We start from the raw sequence: 25,437 nt of genomic DNA, 5'->3' as shown, positions 1-25,437 counted from the left end.
GCATTAATCAAATGTAAAGGTTATGTAAATATTTATTATTGTTTGTAAATTGAAAATAGATGATTCAGATCCTGTTATCATCGTGCTCCGTTCATATTTAGAGGGACAAAAATGTAAAAGGAGGTTGGGACATAACTAAATTTGCAGTGTCGAAAACCGACTATTGCATTGAAATTTTTTAACCTAAAGGCTTAGCTAATCTAAAGGGTTGATTTTCGTTGCAGGCTGGCGAAACCCAGCGGCGGTCTGGGAGCCTCCACGAGTGCTTAGGCACATCTGCGGAGTCACCCCTGTCCGCTAATCTAAGCAAGGAGTAACGGCGGCATTCTCCTATCCATATTCACCTTTAACAGAGCTAAACAAAAAAAGCCGAACTATTTTAAATTACACTTTAAAATAGTTCAGCTTTTAAGTTATTGGACACCTTTTGTCCTATCCTCTTCAAGAGGGGCATACATAAGTGTCCAATTTGCTTATTTATGTGTTCTTTTATTCATCATCATTTGAATCTGATTTCTTTTTAGTGCCGGCTCTCTCAGCCTTCAGGTCAAAGTATTTCTCGTAAACCGATTTCGCAATCTCCAGATTCATTTTGTGACCGGTGCTTTGATAAGCCCATGGCACAACAACACTGATGGCTATCTCTGGATTATCTGCCGGTGCATACGACACAAAGGTAATATTATACGTTTCCGGCTGCACCGTACCGATTTCCCACTTAGGCCCGTCATAGAAAGCCTCAGCCGTACCTGTTTTCCCTGCTGGTTTATATGCAGCACCACTGAAATAGGAATAAGCTGTACCGCCCGGCGTTTGTGTAACCTGCCTAAAGCCTTCTTGAACGCGTTTAATCCAAGATTGCTTCATCGGCAAAGTATTCAGCACTTCCGTTTGGACCTCTTTAACGACCTTGCCTAGTGCATCATCCTCGTCTGATGGTTCTCGAACCTCTTTTAGAAGATGGAGTTTCACCCTATTCCCACCATTAGCAATAGTGGATACATATTGGTTAAGCTGCATCGGTGTATACGTATCATATTGTCCAATGGCAAAGTCCATTAATAGACCGGCATTTTGAGTAATGCCTTTATAGCCGGCAACCTCTCCAGGAAGATCAAGTCCAGTCTTTACACCAAGACCGAATTGATTATAGTAACTTCGCATAGTAGAGAAAGCAGAATCTTTTACACTAAGGGATCCTCCCTCAACGTAATTGCCGCCGCCAAGCATAATAGCCGTTTTGAACATGTATACGTTTGAAGAAACGCGTAAGGCATCAATGTCTGTTATATTACCAAAGGTTTTCCAGGATTTCTTCACTGGCGTTCCCTTAATCTTCATCGGAGCATCAAGGATTACCTGACCCGGTGAAATGGCTCCTGTCTGGTAGCCTGTCAAGATGGTCGCACCTTTGACAGAGGAGCCCATCGCATAGGAAGAGGTGAAGGTGCCAAGCGCATGGTCCGTCATCTTCATCTTTCCTGTTTCTTCATCCCTTGAATACTTCTTGCCAGCCATTGTCAAAAGCTCGCCCGTTTTCGGGTCAGAGACAACAACATAGGCACGGTCCAAGTATTTCGTATCTCCTGTACCCGTCTTTGCCTTCAATTGCTTTTCAATAATTTCCTCTGTGGCCATTTGCAAGTCCATATCAATGGTTAGGATTAAATCATTTCCGCGCTGGCCTTCTGTAATAATCTCGGTGCTGACTATATTGCCGGATGTATCCGTCACATTGCGGATTCTTTCTTGCTGTCCGCGCAATACTTCTTCATACTGCTGTTCTAAGTATGAGGTGCCCACACGATCATTACGGCTGTATCCCCGGGCCAAATAATAGTTTGCTTTATCGGATGGCAGCCCTTCACTAGAAGTGGATACTTTCCCCAGCACTGATTTGAGCGTACTTCCGTAAGCATATTTCCTTTCCCAGTCTGTTGTTGTATCAACACCAGGAAGGTTTTCGATATGTTCATTAACCCGCGCCACTTCTTCATAAGTGGTCTCATTATTCTTAACGATTTGCGGAGATAGGTAGTATCCTGAGATAAAGCGGCTGTAAATGGCCAATACTTCCAGCTCATCCTCAGAGAAGTCAATATCATCCTCTGTTATCCGATCAAGCTGCATTTGATAGATTTCATCATCCGTTAATTTGCCGTCATTCAGCTTCTTATATTCTGCTTCAGTAATTTTATTCTTGGCTTCTGTTGGATTCAAGAGGATCCAGAAGTCCTTCTTGTCCCGCTCACGAACCTTATCTGTATTCACTTCAATTAATTGAGCCAATTTCTCGGCTGTCTCTAGCATCTCTTCTGTTGATGTTTTCTGGGTACGTGTATATGTGATTGCATAAAGCGGCTGATTATCCACGATAATCTGTCCATTGCGATCAAAGATTTTTCCCCGTGGAACAGAGTTTTGAACCGTCACTTCCTCGGTTTTCTCAATTTCCCGTTTGTAATCATCCCCATAGACAATCTGTACGATTCCCAGTCTAAGAATTAGCGCAGAGAAAAGTAAAAACACAACGAATATTAATATATTCAGACGAAGAGGTAGTTGTTTTTTCTTTTTTTTCTTTCTGACTTTCACTGTCTCCATCCCTTCATAGTTGCATTTCCTTTCATTTTATTATCAATTTATACAGATTAACAGAAGTAAAAGATTCCAGTCAATCAATATTTCTTACAGTCACTTTCCTCATAAATAAGTAAACGAATACATGCCCAGCCCCTGCTCCAAGAAGGAGAATTTTGATGCCTGTTTGCTCTGGAGTCAGCAAAATCAATGCCATGAATACCAAAATGGAGGTCGCTCTGCCAGCATTCAAGTACAGCTCCCGGATGACAATATACTCCACTCTATATAATGCCGCCTCCCTAGCCGTCCCTATGACATCATAGGTCAGGGACATATAGGGAACAAACAGCAGCGGGTAAGCAAGTGCAATTAAACAAGCATATAGAAGTAATTTAATGTAGGATACATGATACACAAGAAAGGCGATGGCCATGTAAAGAAGGATTGCCCCGATGAACATGGATATCTTCCGGTGTTTCACCTTTACGTATCGGCTGACAAGAAAATAGGCCAGAAATGAAATGCCTGAACTGATGAGCGTGAAGGTGCCAAGCGCCATCTCACTCCCTGTTTCAACGAACACAAAGACTGAGATAATAAACACAAACACACCCTCTCTCAGCCCCTGTGAATAATTCGCATATGTAATCCTCTTCCAATCACGATTCTGCTTCCGTTCCTCCATTACGTCCCGCAATTGATACCTGCCATCTGCCGCTCTCCTTTTCAGAAAAAAGCTGCAGACGACGGCAACGACGAACAAGGCAAGAGATAAACCAAAAATGATCAAGTAGCCTGTATTACCTGTCAGGCTGCTGATCACATACCCAGCAAAAAAGGGACCAATCATTCCCCCGAGAGACCCTGAGATTCCCTGCAGACCATTAAAGGAGTCCCTTGTTTCCGGTTCGGTGATCTCAAAGGTCAAAAGATTATAAGCAAGCCAGTAAAAGCCGTAACCAAGGCCCAGCAAGCTCCCAATCAGCACTAAATAGAGCCTGGAGTTGCTTGAGAAGAGAAGAACCACCAAATAAAATGACGCAAGAAAACAAACCCCTATGCGTAGGATAATGATTCGATCGACCTTTTTTGCAAGTCCGCCCGCAAACAGAAACGCCAGCCCTTGCAAAATAACAACGGCCAGATTATAAATACCTAAATCCATTAATGCCTCATTTTGCTTCCATAAATAAACATTCACAAACGTATTCGATAAGGCGGTGCTTAATGAATACAACGCACCAATCAATATCAGGATATACAATTCCTTATTGGACTTAATTCTGCTGATAACATCATTTTGAATTCCCATTTTGAAAACTCCCCTTTATCTCGGTTAGTTTCCCTGCAGGTAATCCGGAACATGTAAGCATCTTTCACTTGGCAGCAGTTAACAATTCGCCCATGTATTTTAGCTAGAGCAGGCAAAAGAAAAAGCGTTTTGGAGAAGAAGCAAATGCTCCTAATCCAAAACGCTTGGAAGCTTTCTTATTTTGCGCTAGCGTAACGCTTCGCAACTTCATCCCAATTCACGATGTTCCAGAATGATGCAATGTATTCTGGACGACGGTTTTGGTAGTTTAGGTAGTAAGCATGCTCCCAAACGTCAAGACCGAGGATTGGTGTTTTACCTTCCATTAATGGAGAATCTTGATTAGCTGTGCTATAAAGTTCAAGTTCGCCGTCTTTAACAGTCAACCATGCCCAGCCAGAGCCGAAACGAGTAGTTGCTGCTTTAGCAAACTCTTCCTTGAAGCTTTCGAAGCTTCCAAATTTAGCTGCGATAGCTTCTGCTAGTTCACCTGTCGGCTCACCGCCGCCGTTTGGTGAAAGCAATTCCCAGAATAGGGAGTGGTTAGCGTGTCCGCCGCCATTATTGCGTACCGCTGTGCGGATGCTTTCTGGTACAGACTCAATATTAGCAAGCAATTCTTCAAGGCTCTTGCCAGCTAGATCTTCATGGCCCTCAAGTGCCGCATTTAAGTTTGTCACATATGTGTTATGGTGTTTTGTGTGGTGAATATTCATTGTTTCCTTGTCAATATGAGGCTCAAGTGCATCATACTCGTACGGTAACTGTGGTAAAGAAAATGCCATTTTAACATTCCTCCTAATAAAATTACGTCAATAATTAACACTTTCAGACAATTATGTCAATTTGACCGAAGTGATTAATTTTAGATTAACAATCATTACGTTGATTTTCAACAAAAACGTCTTTCGTTTATATGATTACTAAGAAATAAACAATCATAATGACTTGAATGATGAATTTCGTGATGGTGCTTCCCACGAAGCCAACAACGGAACCAAATCCGATTGCCGCCGCTGTCTTGATGGGCTTCCGATGAACCAAGAGCTCGGCAATGAACGCACCCGCAAACGGCCCAATGAGAATACCGAAGCCTGGAATGATAAATGGCCCAGCCAATAATCCAATCGTACTCCCCCATACTCCCGCCTTTGAACCGCCGTATTTCTTCACTCCAAATATATTTGCCAAATAGTCCGCTCCAAATAATAATAGGACAAACATGCCTTGAACGACCCAGAACAGCCAGTTAAACTGGTCGAAGGAGAAGAACAGCCCGTAAGCAAGCATTCCCGCCAGTATGCATAATACCCCCGGGATAATGGGAAAGATCAGGCCGATAAAGCCCACAATAAACAAAGCCCAAATAATGAGCCAATAAATCCACTCCATTCCATAACCTCCTCTTTATTTCGCTCCATACTCCTAGTTTAACCCAACTCCTCTGTACTGCCGAGCGAACTGCCTTGTAATATCGACCTCAGGCAGATAGAATAAAGATTGACATTAAAAAAAGGTGTTGTAGCCAAAATGAATATTTTTACTCAATTAGTTAAAAGTCTTTACTCGCCCAAGGATATTGCTAAATATCGTTTCCAGGGCATAGGTAAAACAATTCTGTACGTGTTCTTCCTAACATTCATTATGGTCTTGCCACTTGCCATTTATTTCACGATGGCTTTCATGACGAATGTAGACGAATTTAACACGGCATTGAAATCAGACATTCCAAAGTTTGAAATTAAGGATGGCACATTAACATCAGATATGGATGCCCCGCAGCTGATTAAAAAGGAAGATTTCACGATTCAATTTGACAGCACTGGCACGTTAAACTCCACTGATTTGAACACTTCAAGCGATGTGACGGTCGGCCTGTTAAAGAATAAAGCCGTTCTATTGGTTAACGGACAAGCCCAAGAGCTCGAGTATTCCATGGTTCCAGGATTAAGTCTGACAAATGAATCCGCCAGTGAATACATAGAAAACGCGAAAGCTTCCCTATACTTAATCGTCACACTCGTTATCCTTGTCATGTTCTTAATGACAGCCGCCCTGCAATTCCTGGAAGTGACACTGCTTGCTTATTTCGGCGGCTTATTCGCCTCTATTCTCGGCCGCAGGACCAACTTCGGCCAACAATGGCGCCTAGCTGCATACAGCTTTACACTCGCTGTCGTGTTCTTCACCTTCATGGATTTCATACAAGTGCCGGTCATCGGTGACTTTTATGTAAAATGGTTCATCAGCCTGATGATGCTCTATATGGCTATTAAGGAATTACCTGCTCCTAAGAAGCCGAAGGCCTAAAACCCATTACCATTCAAGAAAATGCCCGGACAAGCGCCGGGCATTTTCTTTTTATCCTATCATTTAGCAAAAAGATAGAGAACACTATTCTATTCACTCTCTTATCCGCATATAATCTAGTAAAAGGGAAAAGGCAGGAGAAGAGATATGATCAAAAAATTACTGATCTTCCTTGGTTGCTGCATTGTCATCTATTCCGTCTACTATGACCTGACATATGGAACCTTGCCAAAAGCAACTCCAGCCGTTGTGGATAAAACAAATGAAACCTACTATAATATAAAAGTGGAGCCCGGTGATACCGTCATCTCCTTAATAGAAGAAAAGGAAGGGACACTTCCTGTCCCTATCGAACAAATCATCAAGGATTTCAGTTCCTTAAATAACGGGTTAAAGCCTGAAGAGATTAAAATCGGACAGACATACAAACTAAAGGATTATTAAAGAGAAATCTCTTTAATTGTAATTAGATGGCAACCGTTGATACAATAAACTAGAAATGCTTTTGCGGCATAAAGGCAATACGCCTAAAAGGAGAGAATGACCAGTGAGTGAATTAATACATCGTACTAAAACCCGCCCCGTGAAAGTGGGACACTTAACAATCGGTGGCAACGATGAAGTTATTATACAAAGCATGACCACAACAAAGACACATGATGTAGAAGCAACTGTAGCTGAAATCAATCGTTTGGAAGAGGCCGGCTGCCAAATCGTACGTGTCGCCTGTCCGGATGAGCGTGCGGCTCGTGCGATTGCCGATATTAAGAAACGAATTAATATCCCGCTCGTTGTTGACATCCATTTCGATTATAAATTAGCTTTGATCGCCATTGAAGGCGGCGCCGACAAGATTCGTATCAACCCAGGGAACATCGGCCGTCGTGAAAAGGTCGAAGCTGTTGTCAAGGCAGCTAAAGCAAAAGGGATTCCAATCCGTATTGGTGTCAATGCCGGCTCCCTTGAACGCAAGATCTTAGAAAAATATGGCTACCCAACAGCTGACGGCATGGTAGAGAGCGCTCTTCACCACATTAAGATTCTTGAAGACCTCGACTTCCATGATATTATCGTATCCATGAAAGCATCAGATGTCCGCTTGGCTATTGAAGCTTATGAAAAAGCAGCTCAAACATTCGATTATCCGCTTCACCTAGGGATCACAGAATCCGGTACTTTATTCTCCGGAACCGTAAAAAGTGCGGCAGGAATAGGCGCCCTCTTAAGCAAAGGAATCGGGAATACACTCCGTATATCCTTAAGTGCAGACCCTGTAGAGGAAGTAAAGGTTGCTCGTGAGTTATTGAAGGTATTTGGTCTCTCCGCTAACTCAGCAACGTTGATTTCCTGCCCGACATGCGGACGAATCGAGATAGACCTAATTTCCATCGCCAATGAAGTCGATGAATATATTCAAAAAATCAAAGCCCCAATCAAAGTTGCCGTTCTCGGCTGCGCTGTTAACGGACCTGGTGAAGCAAGAGAGGCTGATATCGGTATTGCTGGCGCCAGAGGTGAAGGACTGCTATTCCGCAAAGGAAAAATTGTCCGGAAGGTACCAGAAGCGACAATGGTTGAAGAATTGAAGAAAGAAATTGATATCTTGGCTGAGGAATACTATGAAAAGCAGCGCCTTGAGAAAGAACAGGCGAATGCATCCGTAACCGAGTAACAGATCTATAAGAAAAGGAGCTGGATTCCCAGCTCCTTTTTTCGTTATTGGCCCCCTAAAAGAAGGGATAGACGAATAAACCCGCCAAAACCGAAAAGAGCCCGATCATGACTGCCGGAATCCCTAAGATTCGAATCCTTCTTTTAATTGCGGTAATCCCTGTCAAAAAACCGATCAAACCAAATATGACGGGATAAAGAAATAAGGATATAATGGACAGAAGAATGGCAATATAGCCAATGACCTGTTTCTTTTCTTGAACGGCTTCAGCGGCTGGTCTTTCATTCGTTGACCGCATCGAAGTGATATTGCGATGCGAGGCAGCCATTCTTCCATTCCGTTTGGACAAGGCCTTCTCCCCCTTTAAGTTAATGGAGCATTCCTTAGTGTTCTCGCATCAGCCTAAAGACATGAGAGAAGTTTTTGCAAAAAGAAACAGAATTTAGAAAAACCGGCGGAAGAGATCAATCGTACAATTACTTGGAGGAATACCGTGATGAACAAACAAAAACGTTTTGGAATTGATATAGACGGCACCGTCACATGTCAGAAATCCCTGCTCCCCTTCATAAACGAGGCTTTTAAGCTTCAACTGACCCTTGATGACATCACAGAATATGAATTAACCCCTTTTGTGAATGTCCCGCCCCTTGAATTTTACCAATGGTTCAAGGAGGTTGAGCCCCGCATCTATACGGAATCGCCAATGGCTGCTTATGCAGGTCAGGTGCTGAATGAGTGGAAGGAACATTATGAGCTATATTTCATCAGTGCCCGAAGCGAAACCCTGCTCCCGGTTACGAAGCAATGGTTCGATAAGCATGACCTTATGTACCATCATATTGAATTGATCGGCAGCCATGACAAGATTGCCTCAGCGAAAAAACATGATGTTGACCTCTTCTTTGAGGATAAGCATGATAATGCCGTCGCCATTGCCGAGGAATGCCGTATTCCAGTCATTTTATTTGACGCCCCTTACAACCGAATGACCATTCCAGAAAATGTTATTCGTGTTCATGACTGGAACGAGGCTAAGGCCTGGGTAGACCGCTGGAGGCTGGAAACAGCTGAATAAGAAGAATGAATGCCAAGTTAAAACATCTGCTTTTAGCTTGGCATTTTCTTTTGCTGCGCATGTATAAGAGAGGTCACCTCCCTCCCTTACTGTTAAGATAACACTCTTATAGCATGAGAATTACACATCCTTTTTCCTTTTGCCCTTAAACCACAGAAAGATGAAATGGACAAGCTAACGATCATTTATTAGATGAAATCCTATGTTTTTGGCAGAATTTCTATGAAAGCTATCTCGCATTTCGTCGTTTGGCGGTCACGAAATCATAACCATCATCTATTTTTTGCATTTACAGTTATCGGTTGATTTAGTAAAATATTTCCATATATAACCTTTAATGAAAGGCTGTTCCTATGAAATATGTGAAAGAAATCGCTAACCAGACCTCGTTTGTGCTGACAGTCGTCTGCCTATTCCTTTTTATATCTCTAAATCTGTTTACCCCATCAACCGATCACGATTTAACGTTATACCTAATGGTTTTAGCAGTAGCAGCATTTGTTATCGGCGTTGTTGGACTCCCCTTTGAACAAAAGAATGAAAAAAAGCAGGTTTTTAGAAGCACATTCAGCCTAATCATCTCTCTTTTGCTAGCCATCGTGTTAGGCATTCTGTGGGTGCTTCCAACCCTTTTTCCATTCGGAATACCGAATTTATACCCTTAACAAAGGCTGTTTTAAGAAAAATATTGAACGGCCTTTTTTTATCACCACTTCACCGCACTTACTCAAGCCATTTGAATTCATGGATAGCCGTAAACATCCAATTGGCCAGAAACAAAGTGCTCATTCATACACCTTCGTTTCCTTTGATATACCAAGATGCTTTTACTTAATCTTGATTACAATTGGATCCTCCTCCGCTTTATAAATGAGTTCCATTCTGCTCGATGTATCAAACACTTTTAGCTCCTTTTCCAATAAAAAAACGTCAGGTGTGCATAACACACCTGACGGCATTGTAATCTTAATTCATATGATGAGGCTGACAATCCGGACAGGTTCCATAAATTTCAAATTTATGTCCTGAGATTTCGTAGCCTCCTAAATCATCTTTAAGCTGTTCCATCGGGCAGGCATCGATATGACGCGTCTTACCGCACTCCATGCAAATGAAATGGTGATGATGATGGTTCCCCTCACATGCAAAACGGAAGCATTTTTCCCCAGAAAGCTCAGTAGCTTCAAGAATGCCAAGCTTTACATACAAGGATAGATTCCGGTAGATTGTGTCATAGCTCATACCCGGATAAGAACTTTTTAATTGTTCCAGGACATCCTTAGCCGTTAAATACCGATTGCTCTTTGAGAAAAGGGTTAACATATCCTCGCGCTTCTCCGTATATTTATATCCCTCGTCCTTTAACAGTTGAAGTGCTCTTTTAACATCCATAAGAATTCCTCCTTATCGGTTCACTTGCCATTTCTTGAACAGAATCGTCACAAGCAGGACTAGAATAGCCAAGACAACAATGGTCCCGCCAGGAGCCAGGTTCAAATAATAAGCGGTAAACAGTCCGCCTACTACGGCAATTTCCCCAAACAGAATCGACATGAAAATGGTTTGTTTAAAGCTCTTTGCCACCTTCAAGGCAGCCGCCACCGGCAATGTCATTAAGGCTGAGACAAGCAAAACGCCGACAATCCTCATTGAAATGGCAATCACAAGAGCCACAAGGACGATAAAGATAAAATGAATCGCCTTGGCAGGAATGCCGGAGGTTTTCGCATGCTCCTCATCAAATGATAAGAGAAACAGTTCTTTATATAAGAAAATCACCGTAAAGACAACAATTACACTAATGATACTAATGACCCAAAGGTCCGTTCGGCCGACTGCACTCACGCTGCCGAATAAATAGCTGAATAAATCCACATTAAAACCATTCGCCATGGAAATGAATATCGCACCTAACCCCACACCACCTGAAAGAATGATGGGGATAGCAAGTTCTTGGTAGTGCTTATACACATTCCGTAAACGTTCGATGAACAGCGAGCCCCCAACTGAAAAGCCCATTCCTAAATAGAGCGGGTTCAGATTGGCAAACGTCCCCGGGAATTCCTTGCTTAACAAGAGGCTTGCCGCAATCCCGGTCAAGGTCACGTGGCTCAAAGCATCCGCAATTAAAGAAAGCTTACGAACTACAATAAAGACCCCAAGTAAAGGAGCGATTACTCCGATAATTAAGCCTGACAAAAAGGCATTTTGTAAAAATTCATATTGAAACATCGCTAGCATACTATTTCCTCCACATTAATGATCATGCTTCAATGTGTATACATCATGACCATAGAAAGCTGACATATCCTGATTATTCAGTTCCTCATATTCATGGGAATGACCATGGAAATGGAGACGCTTATTTAAGCAGGCAATATGAGTCGCCTTTTCTGTAATAGTGCCTGTATCATGGGTAACCAAAATTAAGGTTAGGCCGAGGTTCCGATTCAGCTCATACAAGAGATCATAGAAGTTAGATACATTTTGTACGTCTACCCCTACAGTCGGTTCATCAAGGATCAATAACTCAGGATCACTTACTAAGGCGCGCGCAATAAAAACACGCTGCTGCTGACCGCCTGATAAATCGCCGACAGTACGGTGCAGGAAATCCTGCATTCCAACTTCCTTTAAGGCTTGAATGACCTTTTCCCGATGCTTCTTCGTATAGAAGCGGAAAAGGCCGATTTTCTTCGTTAAGCCGCTGGCGACAACTTCTTCGACCGTTGCCGGAAATCCACTATTAAAGGAATTGGCCTTTTGAGAGACATAGCCAATTCGTTCCCAGCTCTTAAAGCGGTTAATTCTCTCGCCGAATAAGTAGATCTCCCCTTTTTGTACTTTGTTAATGCCTAGTATCAGCTTTAATAAAGTAGACTTGCCAGAACCATTTGGTCCGACAATAGCAAGGAAATCTCCCTCCCTGACCATCAGGTTGATATCCTCAAGGACATTTTCTTGTTCGTATTTATATGTTATATGGTCTAATTTGATTATTTCTTCTTTCATAATCTCCCGCCCGTTAATAAGAATGATTACGATTTACTAAAGTAGTATACAGGAGCTGCCTGTGATTGTAAACCTATTTACTTAACATTTGTCGATTTGGTTCATTTTAGCCATCCCTCTTCATAATGTAACTATGGGGTGAGAAGAATGAAGCTATTCGAAACGATCATTAACATGAAATTAAATCGCATCACAACAAGTGAATTGCTTAGTTTTTCCCGTCAGCAAGGAATAACATTGTCCAATACTGAGGCCGATCATATCGTTGCTTTATTAAAAGGAAAATCCGTTAATATTTTTGAACAAACAGAGCGGGCAAAATTACTCGTACAAATTGAGAAAATTATCGGCTCTGAGCGGGCAAAGCATATTGAACAATTATTCTATAGTCTGACCGGTAATTAAACAAAAAGAGAGGCCAAATCACCATTCTGATGATTTGGCCTCTAATTACACAGGGACTGTTTTTTAGCTTTCGACCATTTGACCAAGGATTTTCTCTTGGAAGTCTGTCCAGTTCCCGTCCTTTAACATGTCAATCTCATACTTGTATGGAGCCTTCTTATTATTCTTGTCAGTGCCGACATACGGTGTCTCCAGAATCTTTGGAATGTCTGCAAGCTGCGGATGGTGGACAATGTAATGAAGCGGCTTAAAGCCAATCTTGCCGTAGCCGATATTTTCATGCCTGTCCTTTCTCATTCCGCATTCATTCTTGCTGTCATTGATATGAAGCACTTTGATATTCTGTACGCCAATCAATTTATCAAACTCATTTAAAACGCCGTCAAAATCCTCTACGATATTATATCCGGCATCATGTGTATGACAAGTATCAAAGCAAACGCTTAGCCGGTCATTATGGGTAACCCCGTCAAAAATCATCGCCAGCTCCTCAAAGCTTCTGCCGCACTCGGATCCTTTACCAGCCATTGTTTCAAGAGCAATCTGTACATCCTGACCAGGAATGATGACTTCATTCAGACCTTCTATGATTTTCTTAATGCCAAGCTCTGAGCCCTCACCAACATGAGCCCCTGGATGAAGGACAATTTGCTTTGCTCCAATTGCTTCTGTACGTTCAATTTCCGAGCGAAGGAAGTCAACGCCAAGCTGATAGGTCGCTGGATTCACCGTATTGCCGATATTGATGATATACGGCGCATGTACAACGATATCACTGATGCCGTTCGCTTCCATATGCTTTCTGCCTTCTTCAATGTTCAGCTCTTCAATTTTCTTTCTGCGCGTATTCTGTGGTGCACCTGTATAGATCATGAATGTGTTTGCCCCATAGGATGCCGCTTCTGTACTTGCTGCCAGCAGCATTTTCTTTCCGCTCATTGATACATGCGAACCTATTTTCAATGCTGTCAATGACTGTACCCCCTATTTTTTCTTTAAGCGTCTCTCTCTTTTCTTCATTTTTTCTACTTCGGCTTTTACTTTCTTCTTATAGCCAGGTTTCACTTTGCGCATATGCTTGGAGAATTGTCCGTATTTCTTAACATCCTTCGCTTTAGAAGTATCTTTTCTTTTTCTCCGTTTATTACGGTCATCGATTTCAATCCATTCACCTTTAACGATATCTCGGTTTAGGAAGTTAATACCCATGGACTCTAATTTCCGAAGGGCTTGTTCATCCGTCTCCTCGAATAAGGTAATCGCAACACCGGACATACCTGCACGCGCGGTCCGTCCTGCGCGGTGAATATAGAAATCCAAGTCCTGAGGAATCTCAAAGTTAATGACATGACTGACTCCTTCAATATCAATGCCCCGTGCCGCTAAATCAGTCGCGACCACATACTGATATTTCAAGGAGTTAATTTCCTTCATAACACGCTTTCTTTCACGTGCCGGCAAATTGCCATGCAGGCGGCCGACTTGAAGGCCTTTTTGAAGCAAGGCATCTGCCAGTTCATCAGCATTCTGCTTCGTATTGGCAAACACAAGTGCCAGGAACGGGTTTTGAAGCTCTAAGATTTCTTTGACCAATTTCGCTTTATCGCGATGTCTCACCGGCACGAGAACATGGTCGAGCTTATCCACTGATGCCTTCTTAGGATCAACCTGAATATGCTTCGGGTTATTCATGTACTTCTTAAGGAACGGCTGCAGTTTCTCTGGAATGGTCGCAGAGAAGACAAGCATCTGCAATTCCGGCGCCATTCTTGCTGCCACCTTATCCACGTCCTCCATGAAGCCAAGATCAATCATAAGATCTGCTTCATCAACAACCAGTATATTGGCTGAATAAACGACCAAAGCATTTTCCTCAATTAAATCCTTAATACGTCCAGGTGTACCAATAACCAATTGCGGCTGTACAGTCAGCTTATCAATGGAACGCTGCTTATCAGTACCTCCCACATAGCTTTTTATATGAATTTGTTTGTCTTCCGGAAATTTTTCGTTCAGCTCTGTCGCAGCCTTGTAAATCTGTGAGGCAAGCTCCCGAGTCGGAGCTGTAATGACTGCCTGTACGGCTGATTCCTCCACATCAATGCGTGCAATGATGGGCAGCAAGAAAGAATGCGTCTTTCCAGTCCCTGTTTGTGACTGGCCGATGATGCTCTTTCCGCTTAGTACGGAAGGAATGACCCGCTCTTGAATGACTGTCGGTTCCTTAAAACCAACCTTCTCAACAGCCTCCATTAGATGGTCCGGCAATTTAAATAATGTAAATGAACTCATTTTTAACCAACTTTCTCAACATGCTTAACACATATCCTATTATCCTTTTCATATTACCTTATGTTAACCAGTATTCACAAGTTTTTCACGGTTTAAAAGCCTATTCTTCTTTGCTGAGGCACTTATCCACACTTGTCCGACATACCATATAAGGAACCGCGCAAGACTACACTTCGCGATTGATATACAGAGAGAAAGGAGGCGAACAAATGCCGCCAATGAGACCACCCATGTTCCTTCCTCCACGCGGGGGAGGCATGATTCGGCCTGGTATGGGTATGGGTCCAAGGGGAATGATGGGAGCCGCAAATAATGCTGGAGCAACTGGTGCTAGAGGATTATTTGCCCGTCAAGCTCAAGGGGCTGCCGCCGGGGCCCAGCGTTCAGGTGGAATTCTATCATCCTTATTCGGCCGAGGCGGAGGGGCTGCCGCTGGAAATGCAGCAACAGCCGCCCGGTCCGTTACGGGCGCTGCAAGTGCAGCTGCTCAAGGAGGATCCTCCTTGACGAACATCATGAATGGAACACAAAAGGTACTGGCCGCAGGTGAGCGTATCGTTCCGATGGTCCGCCAAGTCCAGCAGTATGGGCCGCTGATCAAAAACCTGCCATCCATGTGGAAAATGTATAGAGGGTTAAGCGCTTCTTCCACAGAAGCCGAGGATACCTCAGCTGCCGTGGAATCTGCAGCTGTAGAAGAAACAGCTGCTGAATCAACGGAAACCGTTGCAGCAGAAACTTCTTTGCCAAAAGAAGATGAAGTCAAAACTAACTCGTCTAAAAGGACAGAATCTAAGCCATCTGTTCCGAAGCTATTCATTTAACAAAAAATGCCCTGCATGCAGGGCATTTTTTTGCATGGACGAGACGTACTGACAGCACTTATCTTAATAACCCCTGCAATTTCTTTTTTTGTAAGTTTACGTGCACTCGATTATAATAAGGAGAATACGCTCCCATTTACAGGGTGCGATGAGTAAGGAGGCTGTATATTCTACATGAAAGTAATTAAGATTTCCCCTCGTGGATATTGCTACGGCGTGGTTGATGCGATGGTCATCGCCCGAAATGCCGCTTTAGATAAAACATTACCAAGACCAATCTACATTTTAGGCATGATTGTTCATAACCAGCATGTGACTGAAGCATTTGAACAAGAGGGCATCATTACGCTTGATGGAAAGGACCGTAAAGAAATCATCGAGAAGGTGAATTCAGGCACTGTTATCTTCACTGCCCATGGTATTTCTCCAGAGGTACGCGAGATTGCCAAACAAAAAGGGCTCGTAACGATTGATGCTACATGCCCGGATGTCACAGCAACCCATGACCTGATTGAGGCGAAAGAAAAAGAAGGCTATGACATTATTTACATCGGGAAGAAGGGTCATCCAGAGCCTGAAGGTGCTGTCGGCGTCGCTCCGAATATCGTTCATTTAATTGAAAGCAAAGCGGATATCGATGAGCTTTCCCTTGATAATGATAAGATTATCGTGACGAATCAAACGACGATGAGCCAATGGGATGTAGCTGATTTAATCGAAGAAGTGAAGAAAAAGTATCCATGCGCTGAGATTCATAAAGAAATCTGCATGGCGACTCAAGTTCGCCAGGAGGCTGTCGCTGAGCAGGCTAAAGGACTTGATGTCGTGATTGTTGTCGGGGATCCGAAGAGTAATAACTCGAACCGTCTTGCGCAGGTTTCCGAAGAAATCGCGGGAACAACTGCCTACCGAATCGCTGACGTCAGTGAGCTGAACATCGATTGGATTAAGGATGCCGAGAAAGTCGGCGTGACAGCCGGTGCGTCCACACCAACCCCAATTACGAAGGAAGTCATCACATTCCTTGAGCAATTTGATGCAAATGATCCTTCTACATGGAAGCATGAAAAACAAGTTCCATTATCTAAGATTTTGCCAAAAGTAAAGGTTAAAGGATAAATAGTAAAGGCCATGAATGATGTGCACCCAAAAAGTTAGAGTCTATAATCTAACTTTCGGTCACTGCAACCTCATTCATGGCCTCTTTTATTCCTGCTTTTTATCTCACACTACCTGAAAAGGATCTGTATCAATAACAGATGGAATCCATTCCACCTCAAATCCCGCTTGTTCACAAAGCTCGGTCATTTTGGAGGCGACCCCTTTTTTCATGATTTTCTCGACATTATGACCTGGGTCGATGATATTCATGCCCTCTTGCTTGAAATCAACGGCCGTATGGTAATAAATATCCCCTGTAACAAACACGTCCGCTCCTTTAAATTGAGCTGTCCGTACGAATTTATCCCCTGTTCCGCCAAGGACAGCGACTTTCTTAATCGCAGCCGTCAGGTCGCCAGTCACTCTCACCGTGCTTACCTCAAATGCCCTCTTCACCTGTTCAGCAAATTCACCCAATGTGACCGTTTCAGGCAGCACACCCACGCGTCCTAATCCAAGTTCCTTTACTCCTTGGTTATCGAGCGTATATAAATCATAGGCCACCTCTTCATACGGATGTGCAGTCAGCATCGCTCGTACCGCTTTAGAAGCAAGCGGGCCCGGCACAACGACTTCGACCTTTACTTCCTCCACCATCTCAAGCTCACCTTCTGTACCGATATGCGGATTGGCCTGTTCATCAGGCTTAAAGCGGCCGATTCCCTCAGCTGAGAAGCTGCAATGGCTATAATGTCCAAGGTTGCCAGCTCCAGCGCGGGCGAGTGCTTCCCGAACCTTTTCCTCCGCTTCTTTTGGGACATAGACAGCTAATTTCTTCAAGCCCTCCCTATAGGTTGGGGAAAGAAGTGTCAGCTCTTGAAGCCCCAGAGCAGCCGCCAGCATATCATTCACGCCCCCTTCCGCTACATCTAAGTTTGTATGAGCGGCATACAGGGTTATATCATGCTTAATCAGCTTCTCAATCACCCTTCCGTGCGGATGGCTGAAATCAATCTTCTTTAAGGGACGGAAGATAAGTGGATGATGGGCCAAAATCATATCAGCCCCATTTGTAATGGCCTCATCAACGACTTCTTCTGTCACATCCAAAGCGACATGCACCTTGCTGATTTTCTTCGAGAGAGTCCCGACCTGAAGACCGATTGGGTCCCCCTCCTCTGCCAAATACTTCGGTGAAAAGCTCTCAAATAATTGAATGACCTCATACCCGTTTGGAATCTTCATCGTTCAAGTGCCTCCTCCACGATTTCAACCAAGCGGGAAAGCTCTTCTTTCTTCTCCATCGAGCGCTCATTCCCACTTGCTTCGACCTGTTTGATAATTCTGCGCCAGTGCGTCAATTCCTGGTTCCATTTCTTCTTAAATACATCATTCTGCCCTTTAAGCAAATATGGTCCCATGAGAAGTGCTGCCTCTGTATTCTGATTATTATACGGCTTCTTGGGTTCTCCTTTTTCAGCGACCAAAATCTCATAAATCTTGCCGTCTTCCTCAAGAATCTCTTCGGCAATCAATTCCCAGCCCTCATGCATCAACCATTCACGAATAAATTGTGACCCAATATTCGGCTGTAGGATAAGACGTTCCTTACCTGAGAACTTTTCCTTTCCTTCATCCAAAATACGGGTAATCAAGGAGCCGCCCATTCCGCAGATGGTAATGGCGCTTGCTTCACCTACGGTTAGCACTTCAAGGCCATTCCCCTTACGAACGGCGATTTGCTTCTCTAAACCTGATTCTTTTACCTGAGCGACCGCTGATTGAAAAGGCCCTTCTACTACCTCTCCTGCAATGGCCTGAGAAGCAATGCCCTCTTTAATTGCGTAACAAGGCAAATAAGCATGATCAGACCCGATGTCTGCCAAGATCGCACCGCCAGGAATATATGTTGATACTCGTTCAAGTCTTTTTGATAATTTATCTACATTCATCTTTTATGCTCCACTCTATGTATCATTGATTTCTTTAGTATAAGAAAAGTCTCCTATGAATGCAAAGGTCTTTCCTTCCCAGTTCATCCGATTCACTCATACGGAAAATTTTGGTTTAATAATAGTAGACACGTTTAAACTAAGAGTAGAATGAAGCATCATCAAATCTTAAAGAAGGTGTTATAGATGAAGAAATGGTGGATGTCTGTTTTCCTGCTGACCACAGGGCTCATTGTCTCTGTTCTCCTCCTTATTGGTTTTCTTCAGGCGGCCTCAGCCGTTTTAAAGCCAAATGGACTGGACAATGCAAATTACGAGAAAGAAGAGGAAGCCCATGAAAAGACGGAAGATGACGGCAAGCTCTCCATCGTGGCCCTTGGCGATTCGCTTACCCGCGGAATTGGAGATGATTCTGGTGAAGGATATGTAAAACGACTAACCCATATATTGAAAGATGAATATGGCCAAGATATTTCACTTGCCAATTTGTCGGTAACCGGAGCAAAAACAGCCGACTTGGCTTCTCTCCTAAAAACATCTGGAGCCAAGCATGCTGTGTCGAAAGCTGATGTTATCGTCATGACGATTGGAGGCAATGACTTATTCCCCGGGGTAGAAGGATTGACGGCTGAGAATTTAGCCGCCTATGAACCAGATACAGAGACCTTCGAAGCCAACAGCCGACAAATCTTGGAGGAGCTGCGGAAGGAGAATGAAGACGCTCCTATCTATTGGATCAGCCTATATAACCCTTTTGAGGATTTAACGATTCTCGGTGATACCTCTCAATTCGTCATTGATTGGAATTACCAGCTGCAAAGGCTCGCCTCCGAATATAAGAACTTGGTCATTATTCCTGTCTTTGATTTATTTCAAGGTCAAGTGAAGGAATTCCTTTATACTGATCACTTCCACCCGAACGCAAAAGGCTATGAAGCCATTGCCGAACGGCTGACGCAAGCCATCGTGAGCCAACAGCAATTGAGAGAGGAGTAAAGACATGGAGCCCGTATTGAATGTAGAACACCTGACAAAGGAGATAAAGGGAAAGAAATTAGTAGATGATGTGAGTTTTTCCGTCAAGCCAGGTGAGATATTCGGCTTTCTTGGACCAAATGGAGCTGGAAAAACAACGACCATTCGGATGCTTGTTGGTCTCATTCAGCCAAGCAGCGGAACAATCAGCATTGGCGGACATAATGTACGCACTTCCTTCAAAAAGGCCATGCGCCAAGTCGGCTCCATCGTAGAGAACCCTGAGCTGTATGGGTATTTAACTGGTTGGGAAAACCTGAAGCAATTTGCGCGGATGCTTGGGGATATTACAGATGAACGGATTCATGAAATCGTCAAGCAAGTCCAATTAGAAAAGCGAATCCATGAAAAAGTGAAAACATATTCTCTCGGAATGAAGCAAAGGCTCGGAATTGCTCAAGCACTTCTTGGCAATCCCAGACTGTTGATTCTTGATGAACCAACAAATGGTCTTGACCCATCCGGCATTAGGGAGCTGCGCACCTTCGTTAGAAATCTCGTTGTTGAGCAGCGCATCAGCGTATTCATCTCCAGCCATCTATTAAGTGAGATTCAGCTCATGTGTGACCGGGTAGCCATCATCAATAAAGGAAGAATGATCACCGTGGCAGAGGTAAGGGAACTCCTCGGCACATCAAGCGACCGCATTGAATGGAAGGTTTCCCCGGTTGAGGAGGCACTATCCCTCTTGAAGCAAATGAATGTGGTTCAGGATGCCGTCAGAAAAGAGGACCGTATACTCTGTACAATCCCCTCTATGAATGTCAGCCAGTGCACACGCCGATTGGTCGAAGGCGGGATAGACGTTCATACTGTTCAGGAAAAGCCGCTTACACTTGAAGAATTATTCATGGATTTGACGAAGGAGGAACAAGCATGATTGAATTTGCAAAGCTTCTTCTCAATGAAATGGAAAAGCTATACAGAAAAAAGCGGCTGGCAGCCATCATTCTCATACTGCTTGTCCTTATTCCAATCTTCATCTATGCACAAGATGCACAAATGAAACAGCGAGAGAAGAGGCTGGGCACGGATGATTGGCGGGTTGTCCTTCAGCAGAGTATTGTTGACAGCCAAAATCGGCTTCAAAGCAGCGGAATCCCGGAAGAGTGGAAGAATCAGCTTACGGTCATGATTGATCAGCAGCAATATTATCTTGACCATGACATCAATCCCAACTCACCTGGAGCCCCGACATTTGTACGCGAATTCTTAAATGAAGGCATTGCGATGTTTATCCCCCTTCTGGTTATGATCATTGCGATTGACCTTGTCAGCGGTGAACGGAGTGACGGAACAATTAAGATTCTTCTCACCCGTCCCATTAAGAGGTGGAAAATTCTCTTGAGCAAGTATGTGACCCTTTTACTCTCCGTCTCTCTTATCATCCTGCTCGTAATCGGGCTCTCCTACTTATTAGCAGGATTGTTCTTTCATTTCGATGGATTAAAGGTTCCTGTTGCGACCGGCTTTGCCATTGAAAATGGCACATTAGTAACAGAATCCATCAAACTGGTGCCTCAATGGCAGTATATCCTCATGTCTGCCGGGCTTTCTTGGTTCGTCGGCGTAGTTACAGGTACCATCAGCTTTATGGTATCCGTTCTTGTCCGAAACACCTCAATCGGGATGGGTATCATGTTTGCTGCTCTTATTGCCGGTGCTATTCTGAAGGGATTTGCGAGTGCATGGGCCGGTGCAAAATATATCTTCAGTGTCAATCTCGACTTAACGGACTATCTATCCGGGAACCTGCCAATGGTCGAGGGGCTTACACTCGACTTCTCCCTTATGATCCTTGCCATTTGGGGACTAGCCTCCCTCTTAATTGCCTTTCTCGTGTTCACTCGGCAGGATATGTTCAGCTGAATTCGATGGAACTGAAAAAGAAAGAGACATCCATCAGGATGTCTCTTCTTTTCTTGGTTCCTTTATACCGTCAGACTGTCCTATTCCAGCCCGGCAATAAATTCAACCATTTCATCGACCTTATCCTCTGGTACGAGTCCTCCAGGCATCATGCCCTTACCATTAACAATACGGTCTTTAATCAATTCCTTGTCCTTCACTCCGATTAAAGCAGGACCGGCGCCGCCTTCATAATTACCACCGTGGCAGCTCAAACATTGATTCTTATAAATATCTTCTGGCTTATCATTGTTTGCTGTCTCTTCCGTCTTCTCATTTCCTTCTTTTTCCTTTGCCATCTTATCTGCATCCCCAATGCCTTTGATTGAAAGGAAAAAGACGAGTGATAGACCAAGAACCATAATAATGATATATGGCATTACCGCATTGTTTTTCATATATTAGCTCCCCTCCCCTATGCAGCCGCATATGACAATAGTTTACAATACCACTCCCTATTTTACTTTAAAAACCAATTTTGGAAAAGTTATATCCCTGAATTTACAAAAATTTTTAACATTTAGGAGAGACACAATTCTAACAATAGATTCCATACAGCGCACTCGTCGTCTAAGGCGTTTCATATCCTCTCAGACGGCGGCAAATGTTCTTGGAAGGTCTTTGCCTGTCCCAATCAATAAACGCCTGAGAATCAATGCAAAGAGCCCTAGTTCGACAGGCCATTAAATCGAGTAGAGGGGAAATTCACTTGAATTTCCGCCCCTCTCCGTCGAGTAGCCAATGGGAATTTCACCCAAAGACTCTCACAGAACCGTACGTGAACCTCTCGATTCATACGGCTCTTATCATTCAACCATTAAGGAATCCATCCAAGAGCCCAATGTGAAAACATTTTGGGCTCTCTTTTCGCAAGTTCTTTAAGCCATTTTTCTGCACGAGCCCGATGTCCTTTAAACCTTTTAAATTTGCACATTGCCCATTTGACTAATCTACGATTTAAGCAGTCAATGGAGTATTTCACAGCTGAGGGGTTATATTTTGTGAAATAGTTCAACCAACCTCTAACTGTTGGATTTACCATTTCTGCTATAATTTCAATTCGACTACCTGAAAACCGCTGAATTTTCATTGCTTTGATTTTGTCTCTAAAGGCTTTAGCAGACTTTTTACTTACAGAAGGAAGAAAATTAAATTGCAGTCTTCCTAATCTGTCTTTAATAAAAATTCTACGAAAAGTATATCCTAAAAAGTCGAATTCAGTGACTTGGTATTCTTTCTGCCTGTCCTTATCTTTACAGTAGATAATCTTCGTTTTCTCTGGATGTAGTTCAAGCTTGCATTCTTTCATTCGTTGCCTCAGCTTGATTAATATCTCTTCTGCTTCTGATTCCGTCTTGCAGTGAATAATGGCATCATCCGCGTATCGTTCAAATGGCGCGTGAGGATTCGTTCGTACCATCCACACATCAAATGCATAATGCAAAAATAAGTTCGCAAGAACAGGACTAATGACACCACCTTGCGGTGTTCCACTCTTTCGGTAAATCTTGTGACCTTCTGAGTTAAGAAATGGTGCTTTGAGCCATCTTTCTATGTACATCAGTATCCACGGCTCATTTGTATGCTTTTGTACTGCCCGCATTAAGAGTTCATGATCAATATTATCAAACAGTCCCTTAATGTCGAATTCTATGACGTAGTCATATTTCCAACATCTTTTTCTTGCTTGTCCTATTGCATCTAGTGCCGATTTGTTTGGTCTGTATCCGTAAGAGTCTTTATGAAATATAGGTTCTACTTTCGGTTCAAAATATAGCTTTACTACCATCTGCGCTACTCTGTCTTCGACAGTTGGGATACCAAGTCCCCGTTTCCCTCCAGTTTTCTTAGGTATTTCAACTAACTTCACCGGAGGTGGGAAGTAACATCCTGAACTCATTCGATTCCATATTTTATAGAGATTATCCTTAAGATTCTCTTCGAATTCTTCTATAATTTGACCATCAATCCCTGCACTTCCTCTGTTTGCTTTCACCCTTTTGTAGGCAGACCAAACAACTTGCTTCGAGATTTTATATGGCTTACTCTCTCTCATCAAATCCTCCTGCTTTCACAGTTGTTATCAGTTTTCGAGTTGAATGACGGTGCCCCTTCGCTCTGCTGTCATTACAACAACTTCATTGCTACTACGAGCACCTCCGCCCCTGCACCACGCTTCGCTATTTCAATCTCGCCTTTCTGTGGCTTGTATCTTTTCACTTAACATCGTGTTGCAGGTTCCTGTGTTTCACATCAGAGCCTAATATACACTCATGCCGCCTTAATACCGTTTGCCAAGTAGCCAGCATTTCAGGTCATCTTCTACTCTTGTCCCTATCTAGTGGTGAAGGATAGGTTTTGGCAAAGTTTTACGTTATCGATACTTCTTCAGCGGTTCACTTTCGTTCATCTTTGTATATCTCACATGATTGATTTATTTCAACCTTTTCCCTAGACGCTTACTACCACAACTCTTTATTGCAGCAGCTTAGGGTTGTTTGATGGATTTGCCTGATTCAATCTCCATCGATGGACCTTCCATCATCTCTGATGTGCCTTTCACAGCACACCACCACCGTACGTACGGACCCGTATACGGCGGTTCAATAGCTTGAGTGAATGAGCTGGTATTTCACAGATATGTCTTCATATCCGTGACGTGCCAGCTCTTTATCTGTTAAGGACCGATGAAGGACGTAACTCTTGGAGATACACCAATAACTCTTCCGAGTGTTCGACCATTCATAAGCCTTTTGCTTTTCGATACCCAATTGAATCAGATTTTTCCTTCTTGTTCGTGGATATTTCCATTGTTTCCAGATATATTGTCTGATTCTTCGCTTCAACCATCCATTCAATTCATTCATAAACCCTTTCATTTCGCTAATACCATAGTAGTTTAGCCAACCAGTCATAAGCTGACGGATTTCCTTTAGAATGATTTCAAGGCTTCTTCCCCGGTTACGCTTTGTGATTTTCTTCAGCTTTGCTTTTACCGATACTTTCACCTTATTATGAGGACGAATTTTGACCCCCGTTTTTGTCGTAAGCAGACAGAATCCCAGAAACTTTCGTTTCAACGGACTGCCTACGGCACTTTTTTCACGATTAACGGTGAGCTTTAATGTCCCTTCAAGATAGTCAATGGCCTTGTTCATCACTCGTTGCGCTGCACGTCGGCTCTTCACGTAGATGTTACAGTCATCCGCGTAACGCACAAACTTGTGTCCGCGCTTCTCTAAAAGCTGGTCAAATTCATTAAGATAGATATTACTGAGTAATGGGGATAGGTTTCCACCTTGCGGTGTTCCTTTCTCCGATCGCTCAACCAGCCCATTTGTCATGATGCCACTCTGAAGGTATAAACGAATCAGTCGTAGGACACGCTTATCCGTTACCTTTCTCTCGATAAAGTACATAAGTTTGTCATGATTCACCGTATCAAAATAAGCTTTCATATCAATGTCTACTACGTATCTATACCCTTCTTTGTAGTACGTCTGTGCTCTTCTAATGGCATCATGAGCACTACGTTTTGGACGAAACCCAAAGCTATTATCCGAAAAGGTCGGTTCAAATAATGGTTGTAAGACTTGATTGATAGCTTGTTGAAGCATTCGGTCGATGACGGTTGGAATACCTAGTTTACGCTTTCCTCCATTAGATTTCGGGATTTCTACCCGTAAGACGGGAGAAGGTTTATATGTTCCATCTCGGAGTTGCGCTAGTAATTCCTCCCGATGTTCCTTCAAGTACGGAAGTAACTGTTCGCATGTCATGCCATCGACTCCAGCCACTCCTTTATTTCTGACAACTTGAAGGTAAGCAAGATTGAGATTATCCCTTGATAGGATTCTCTCAAACAGATTTACACCATTTTGATTGTTCTGTTCACCATGAAAAGTGCTACGCACTTCGTCATACCCTTCATGTTCCACATTATCTCTCTGACG

General features: G+C 43.2%; 26 protein-coding genes. 11 read left to right on the top strand and 15 right to left on the bottom strand.

The genetic code is table 11. The annotated features are described in order from the left end of the window. Positions 1-489: 489 nt before the first annotated feature. The 4 genes from AC622_RS05445 to AC622_RS05430 all read right to left on the bottom strand — a co-directional run bounded on the left by AC622_RS05445 (position 490) and on the right by AC622_RS05430 (position 5,287). On the bottom strand, positions 490-2,595 hold the full coding sequence (locus tag AC622_RS05445) for a peptidoglycan D,D-transpeptidase FtsI family protein (RefSeq protein WP_442853800.1): 2,106 nt from the start codon (positions 2,593-2,595) through the stop codon (positions 490-492). A 79-nt stretch (positions 2,596-2,674) separates the two neighbouring features. Then, complete coding sequence (locus tag AC622_RS05440; protein WP_049670131.1) at positions 2,675-3,895, bottom strand: MFS transporter; 1,221 nt, start codon at positions 3,893-3,895, stop codon at positions 2,675-2,677. Positions 3,896-4,071: 176 nt separating this feature from the next. Next, the gene (locus AC622_RS05435; RefSeq protein WP_049670130.1) at positions 4,072-4,680 is read right to left on the bottom strand and encodes a superoxide dismutase; all 609 of its coding nucleotides are present in this window, start codon (positions 4,678-4,680) and stop codon (positions 4,072-4,074) included. A 127-nt stretch (positions 4,681-4,807) separates the two neighbouring features. Further along, on the bottom strand, positions 4,808-5,287 hold the full coding sequence (locus tag AC622_RS05430) for a DUF456 domain-containing protein (protein ID WP_049670129.1): 480 nt from the start codon (positions 5,285-5,287) through the stop codon (positions 4,808-4,810). Positions 5,288-5,425: 138 nt separating this feature from the next. Here AC622_RS05430 and AC622_RS05425 point away from each other — a divergent pair, with 138 nt between their 5' ends. The 3 genes from AC622_RS05425 (at position 5,426) to ispG (ending at position 7,877) form a co-directional block, all read left to right on the top strand. Then, positions 5,426-6,205, top strand: a complete 780-nt coding sequence (locus AC622_RS05425) for a DUF1189 domain-containing protein (protein WP_049670128.1) — start codon at positions 5,426-5,428, stop codon at positions 6,203-6,205. Positions 6,206-6,352: 147 nt separating this feature from the next. Beyond that, entirely contained in the window at positions 6,353-6,649 is a 297-nt protein-coding gene (locus tag AC622_RS05420; protein ID WP_082197028.1) for a hypothetical protein, read from the top strand. Positions 6,650-6,752: 103 nt separating this feature from the next. Next, positions 6,753-7,877 (top strand): flavodoxin-dependent (E)-4-hydroxy-3-methylbut-2-enyl-diphosphate synthase, encoded by a 1,125-nt coding sequence (gene ispG, locus AC622_RS05415; protein ID WP_049670127.1) that lies wholly within the window; start codon positions 6,753-6,755, stop codon positions 7,875-7,877. Between the two features lie 55 nt (positions 7,878-7,932). On the opposite strand, the gene AC622_RS20405 is transcribed toward ispG, so the two are convergent. Beyond that, positions 7,933-8,226 carry a hypothetical protein gene (locus tag AC622_RS20405; protein WP_053103718.1) on the bottom strand — a complete coding sequence of 98 codons (294 nt, stop codon included), beginning with the start codon at positions 8,224-8,226 and terminating at the stop codon, positions 7,933-7,935. A gap of 147 nt (positions 8,227-8,373) precedes the next feature. On the opposite strand from AC622_RS20405, the gene AC622_RS05405 reads away from it, so the two are divergent. Together AC622_RS05405 and AC622_RS05400 are read left to right on the top strand one after the other, a co-directional pair. Beyond that, a complete protein-coding gene (locus AC622_RS05405; RefSeq protein ID WP_049670126.1) occupies positions 8,374-8,955 on the top strand; it encodes a nucleotidase in 582 nt (193 codons plus the stop codon). Between the two features lie 353 nt (positions 8,956-9,308). Then, positions 9,309-9,620 (top strand): hypothetical protein, encoded by a 312-nt coding sequence (locus tag AC622_RS05400; RefSeq protein ID WP_049670125.1) that lies wholly within the window; start codon positions 9,309-9,311, stop codon positions 9,618-9,620. 301 nt (positions 9,621-9,921) lie between these two features. Here AC622_RS05400 and AC622_RS05395 read toward each other — a convergent pair whose 3' ends face one another. Genes AC622_RS05395 through AC622_RS05385 form a run of 3 tightly spaced genes read right to left on the bottom strand, consistent with a single transcriptional unit; the run spans position 9,922 to position 11,967 of the window. Continuing rightward, complete coding sequence (locus AC622_RS05395) at positions 9,922-10,347, bottom strand: Fur family transcriptional regulator (RefSeq protein ID WP_049670124.1); 426 nt, start codon at positions 10,345-10,347, stop codon at positions 9,922-9,924. A 12-nt stretch (positions 10,348-10,359) separates the two neighbouring features. Further along, a complete protein-coding gene (locus AC622_RS05390; RefSeq protein WP_049670123.1) occupies positions 10,360-11,196 on the bottom strand; it encodes a metal ABC transporter permease in 837 nt (278 codons plus the stop codon). A gap of 15 nt (positions 11,197-11,211) precedes the next feature. Beyond that, positions 11,212-11,967, bottom strand: coding sequence for a metal ABC transporter ATP-binding protein (locus AC622_RS05385; protein ID WP_049670122.1), 756 nt, complete (start codon positions 11,965-11,967; stop codon positions 11,212-11,214). Positions 11,968-12,114: 147 nt separating this feature from the next. Between AC622_RS05385 and AC622_RS05380 the strand changes: the two genes are divergently transcribed. Then, on the top strand, positions 12,115-12,372 hold the full coding sequence (locus AC622_RS05380) for a DUF2624 family protein (protein ID WP_049670121.1): 258 nt from the start codon (positions 12,115-12,117) through the stop codon (positions 12,370-12,372). Between the two features lie 63 nt (positions 12,373-12,435). Here AC622_RS05380 and AC622_RS05375 read toward each other — a convergent pair whose 3' ends face one another. Beyond that, positions 12,436-13,335, bottom strand: coding sequence for a deoxyribonuclease IV (locus AC622_RS05375; protein WP_082197240.1), 900 nt, complete (start codon positions 13,333-13,335; stop codon positions 12,436-12,438). Between the two features lie 21 nt (positions 13,336-13,356). Then, positions 13,357-14,664, bottom strand: coding sequence for a DEAD/DEAH box helicase (locus AC622_RS05370; RefSeq protein ID WP_049670120.1), 1,308 nt, complete (start codon positions 14,662-14,664; stop codon positions 13,357-13,359). Positions 14,665-14,873: 209 nt separating this feature from the next. Here AC622_RS05370 and vrrA point away from each other — a divergent pair, with 209 nt between their 5' ends. Both vrrA and AC622_RS05360 read left to right on the top strand, forming a co-directional pair. Then, on the top strand, positions 14,874-15,488 hold the full coding sequence (vrrA, locus tag AC622_RS05365) for a VrrA/YqfQ family protein (protein ID WP_049670119.1): 615 nt from the start codon (positions 14,874-14,876) through the stop codon (positions 15,486-15,488). 174 nt (positions 15,489-15,662) lie between these two features. Continuing rightward, positions 15,663-16,607 carry a 4-hydroxy-3-methylbut-2-enyl diphosphate reductase gene (locus tag AC622_RS05360; protein ID WP_049670118.1) on the top strand — a complete coding sequence of 315 codons (945 nt, stop codon included), beginning with the start codon at positions 15,663-15,665 and terminating at the stop codon, positions 16,605-16,607. A 105-nt stretch (positions 16,608-16,712) separates the two neighbouring features. Here AC622_RS05360 and AC622_RS05355 read toward each other — a convergent pair whose 3' ends face one another. Together AC622_RS05355 and AC622_RS05350 are read right to left on the bottom strand one after the other, a co-directional pair. Next, on the bottom strand, positions 16,713-17,834 hold the full coding sequence (locus tag AC622_RS05355) for a Nif3-like dinuclear metal center hexameric protein (RefSeq protein WP_049670117.1): 1,122 nt from the start codon (positions 17,832-17,834) through the stop codon (positions 16,713-16,715). Continuing rightward, a complete protein-coding gene (locus AC622_RS05350) occupies positions 17,831-18,541 on the bottom strand; it encodes a tRNA (adenine(22)-N(1))-methyltransferase (RefSeq protein WP_049670116.1) in 711 nt (236 codons plus the stop codon). Before AC622_RS05350 ends, AC622_RS05355 begins: the two co-directional genes overlap by 4 nt. Before the next feature lie 186 nt (positions 18,542-18,727). Between AC622_RS05350 and AC622_RS05345 the strand changes: the two genes are divergently transcribed. From AC622_RS05345 to AC622_RS05335, 3 genes are read left to right on the top strand one after another with little or no spacing between them, the layout of a single operon-like run. Beyond that, on the top strand, positions 18,728-19,537 hold the full coding sequence (locus tag AC622_RS05345) for a GDSL-type esterase/lipase family protein (RefSeq protein WP_053103717.1): 810 nt from the start codon (positions 18,728-18,730) through the stop codon (positions 19,535-19,537). A gap of 4 nt (positions 19,538-19,541) precedes the next feature. Further along, positions 19,542-20,456 (top strand): ABC transporter ATP-binding protein, encoded by a 915-nt coding sequence (locus AC622_RS05340; RefSeq protein WP_049670115.1) that lies wholly within the window; start codon positions 19,542-19,544, stop codon positions 20,454-20,456. Next, positions 20,453-21,445: an ABC transporter permease gene (locus AC622_RS05335; RefSeq protein ID WP_049670114.1), complete on the top strand. Its 993-nt coding sequence runs from the start codon at positions 20,453-20,455 to the stop codon at positions 21,443-21,445. Before AC622_RS05340 ends, AC622_RS05335 begins: the two co-directional genes overlap by 4 nt. A gap of 80 nt (positions 21,446-21,525) precedes the next feature. Here the strand turns inward: AC622_RS05335 and cccA are convergent, their stop codons facing one another. The 3 genes from cccA to ltrA (AC622_RS05320) form a co-directional block, all read right to left on the bottom strand. Beyond that, positions 21,526-21,882: a cytochrome c550 gene (gene cccA, locus AC622_RS05330; RefSeq protein ID WP_049670113.1), complete on the bottom strand. Its 357-nt coding sequence runs from the start codon at positions 21,880-21,882 to the stop codon at positions 21,526-21,528. A 419-nt stretch (positions 21,883-22,301) separates the two neighbouring features. After that, positions 22,302-23,540 (bottom strand): group II intron reverse transcriptase/maturase, encoded by a 1,239-nt coding sequence (ltrA, locus tag AC622_RS05325; protein ID WP_049670112.1) that lies wholly within the window; start codon positions 23,538-23,540, stop codon positions 22,302-22,304. A 547-nt stretch (positions 23,541-24,087) separates the two neighbouring features. Then, positions 24,088-25,437, bottom strand: a 1,350-nt coding sequence (ltrA, locus tag AC622_RS05320) for a group II intron reverse transcriptase/maturase (protein WP_082197027.1), incomplete at its 5' end; no start/stop codon positions are given.

This window comes from Bacillus sp. FJAT-27916 (genome assembly GCF_001183965.1).
Lineage (GTDB): Bacteria > Bacillota > Bacilli > Bacillales > Pradoshiaceae > Pradoshia.
This window is presented reverse-complemented; position numbering and strand designations above follow the sequence as displayed.

Bases quoted from the DNA above. Each gene is read 5' to 3' on its own strand.
- AC622_RS05440 (WP_049670131.1), bottom strand. From the start codon at position 3,895: ATGGGAATTCAAAATGATGTTATCAGCAGAATTAAGTCCAATAAGGAA.
- AC622_RS05435 (WP_049670130.1), bottom strand. From the start codon at position 4,680: ATGGCATTTTCTTTACCACAGTTACCGTACGAGTATGATGCACTTGAG.
- AC622_RS05430 (WP_049670129.1), bottom strand. From the start codon at position 5,287: ATGGAGTGGATTTATTGGCTCATTATTTGGGCTTTGTTTATTGTGGGC.
- AC622_RS05425 (WP_049670128.1), top strand. From the start codon at position 5,426: ATGAATATTTTTACTCAATTAGTTAAAAGTCTTTACTCGCCCAAGGAT.
- AC622_RS05420 (WP_082197028.1), top strand. From the start codon at position 6,353: ATGATCAAAAAATTACTGATCTTCCTTGGTTGCTGCATTGTCATCTAT.
- AC622_RS05405 (WP_049670126.1), top strand. From the start codon at position 8,374: ATGAACAAACAAAAACGTTTTGGAATTGATATAGACGGCACCGTCACA.
- AC622_RS05400 (WP_049670125.1), top strand. From the start codon at position 9,309: ATGAAATATGTGAAAGAAATCGCTAACCAGACCTCGTTTGTGCTGACA.
- AC622_RS05395 (WP_049670124.1), bottom strand. From the start codon at position 10,347: ATGGATGTTAAAAGAGCACTTCAACTGTTAAAGGACGAGGGATATAAA.
- AC622_RS05390 (WP_049670123.1), bottom strand. From the start codon at position 11,196: ATGCTAGCGATGTTTCAATATGAATTTTTACAAAATGCCTTTTTGTCA.
- AC622_RS05385 (WP_049670122.1), bottom strand. From the start codon at position 11,967: ATGAAAGAAGAAATAATCAAATTAGACCATATAACATATAAATACGAA.
- AC622_RS05380 (WP_049670121.1), top strand. From the start codon at position 12,115: ATGAAGCTATTCGAAACGATCATTAACATGAAATTAAATCGCATCACA.
- AC622_RS05370 (WP_049670120.1), bottom strand. From the start codon at position 14,664: ATGAGTTCATTTACATTATTTAAATTGCCGGACCATCTAATGGAGGCT.
- vrrA (WP_049670119.1), top strand. From the start codon at position 14,874: ATGCCGCCAATGAGACCACCCATGTTCCTTCCTCCACGCGGGGGAGGC.
- AC622_RS05360 (WP_049670118.1), top strand. From the start codon at position 15,663: ATGAAAGTAATTAAGATTTCCCCTCGTGGATATTGCTACGGCGTGGTT.
- AC622_RS05355 (WP_049670117.1), bottom strand. From the start codon at position 17,834: ATGAAGATTCCAAACGGGTATGAGGTCATTCAATTATTTGAGAGCTTT.
- AC622_RS05350 (WP_049670116.1), bottom strand. From the start codon at position 18,541: ATGAATGTAGATAAATTATCAAAAAGACTTGAACGAGTATCAACATAT.
- AC622_RS05345 (WP_053103717.1), top strand. From the start codon at position 18,728: ATGAAGAAATGGTGGATGTCTGTTTTCCTGCTGACCACAGGGCTCATT.
- AC622_RS05340 (WP_049670115.1), top strand. From the start codon at position 19,542: ATGGAGCCCGTATTGAATGTAGAACACCTGACAAAGGAGATAAAGGGA.
- AC622_RS05335 (WP_049670114.1), top strand. From the start codon at position 20,453: ATGATTGAATTTGCAAAGCTTCTTCTCAATGAAATGGAAAAGCTATAC.
- cccA (WP_049670113.1), bottom strand. From the start codon at position 21,882: ATGAAAAACAATGCGGTAATGCCATATATCATTATTATGGTTCTTGGT.
- ltrA (WP_049670112.1), bottom strand. From the start codon at position 23,540: ATGAGAGAGAGTAAGCCATATAAAATCTCGAAGCAAGTTGTTTGGTCT.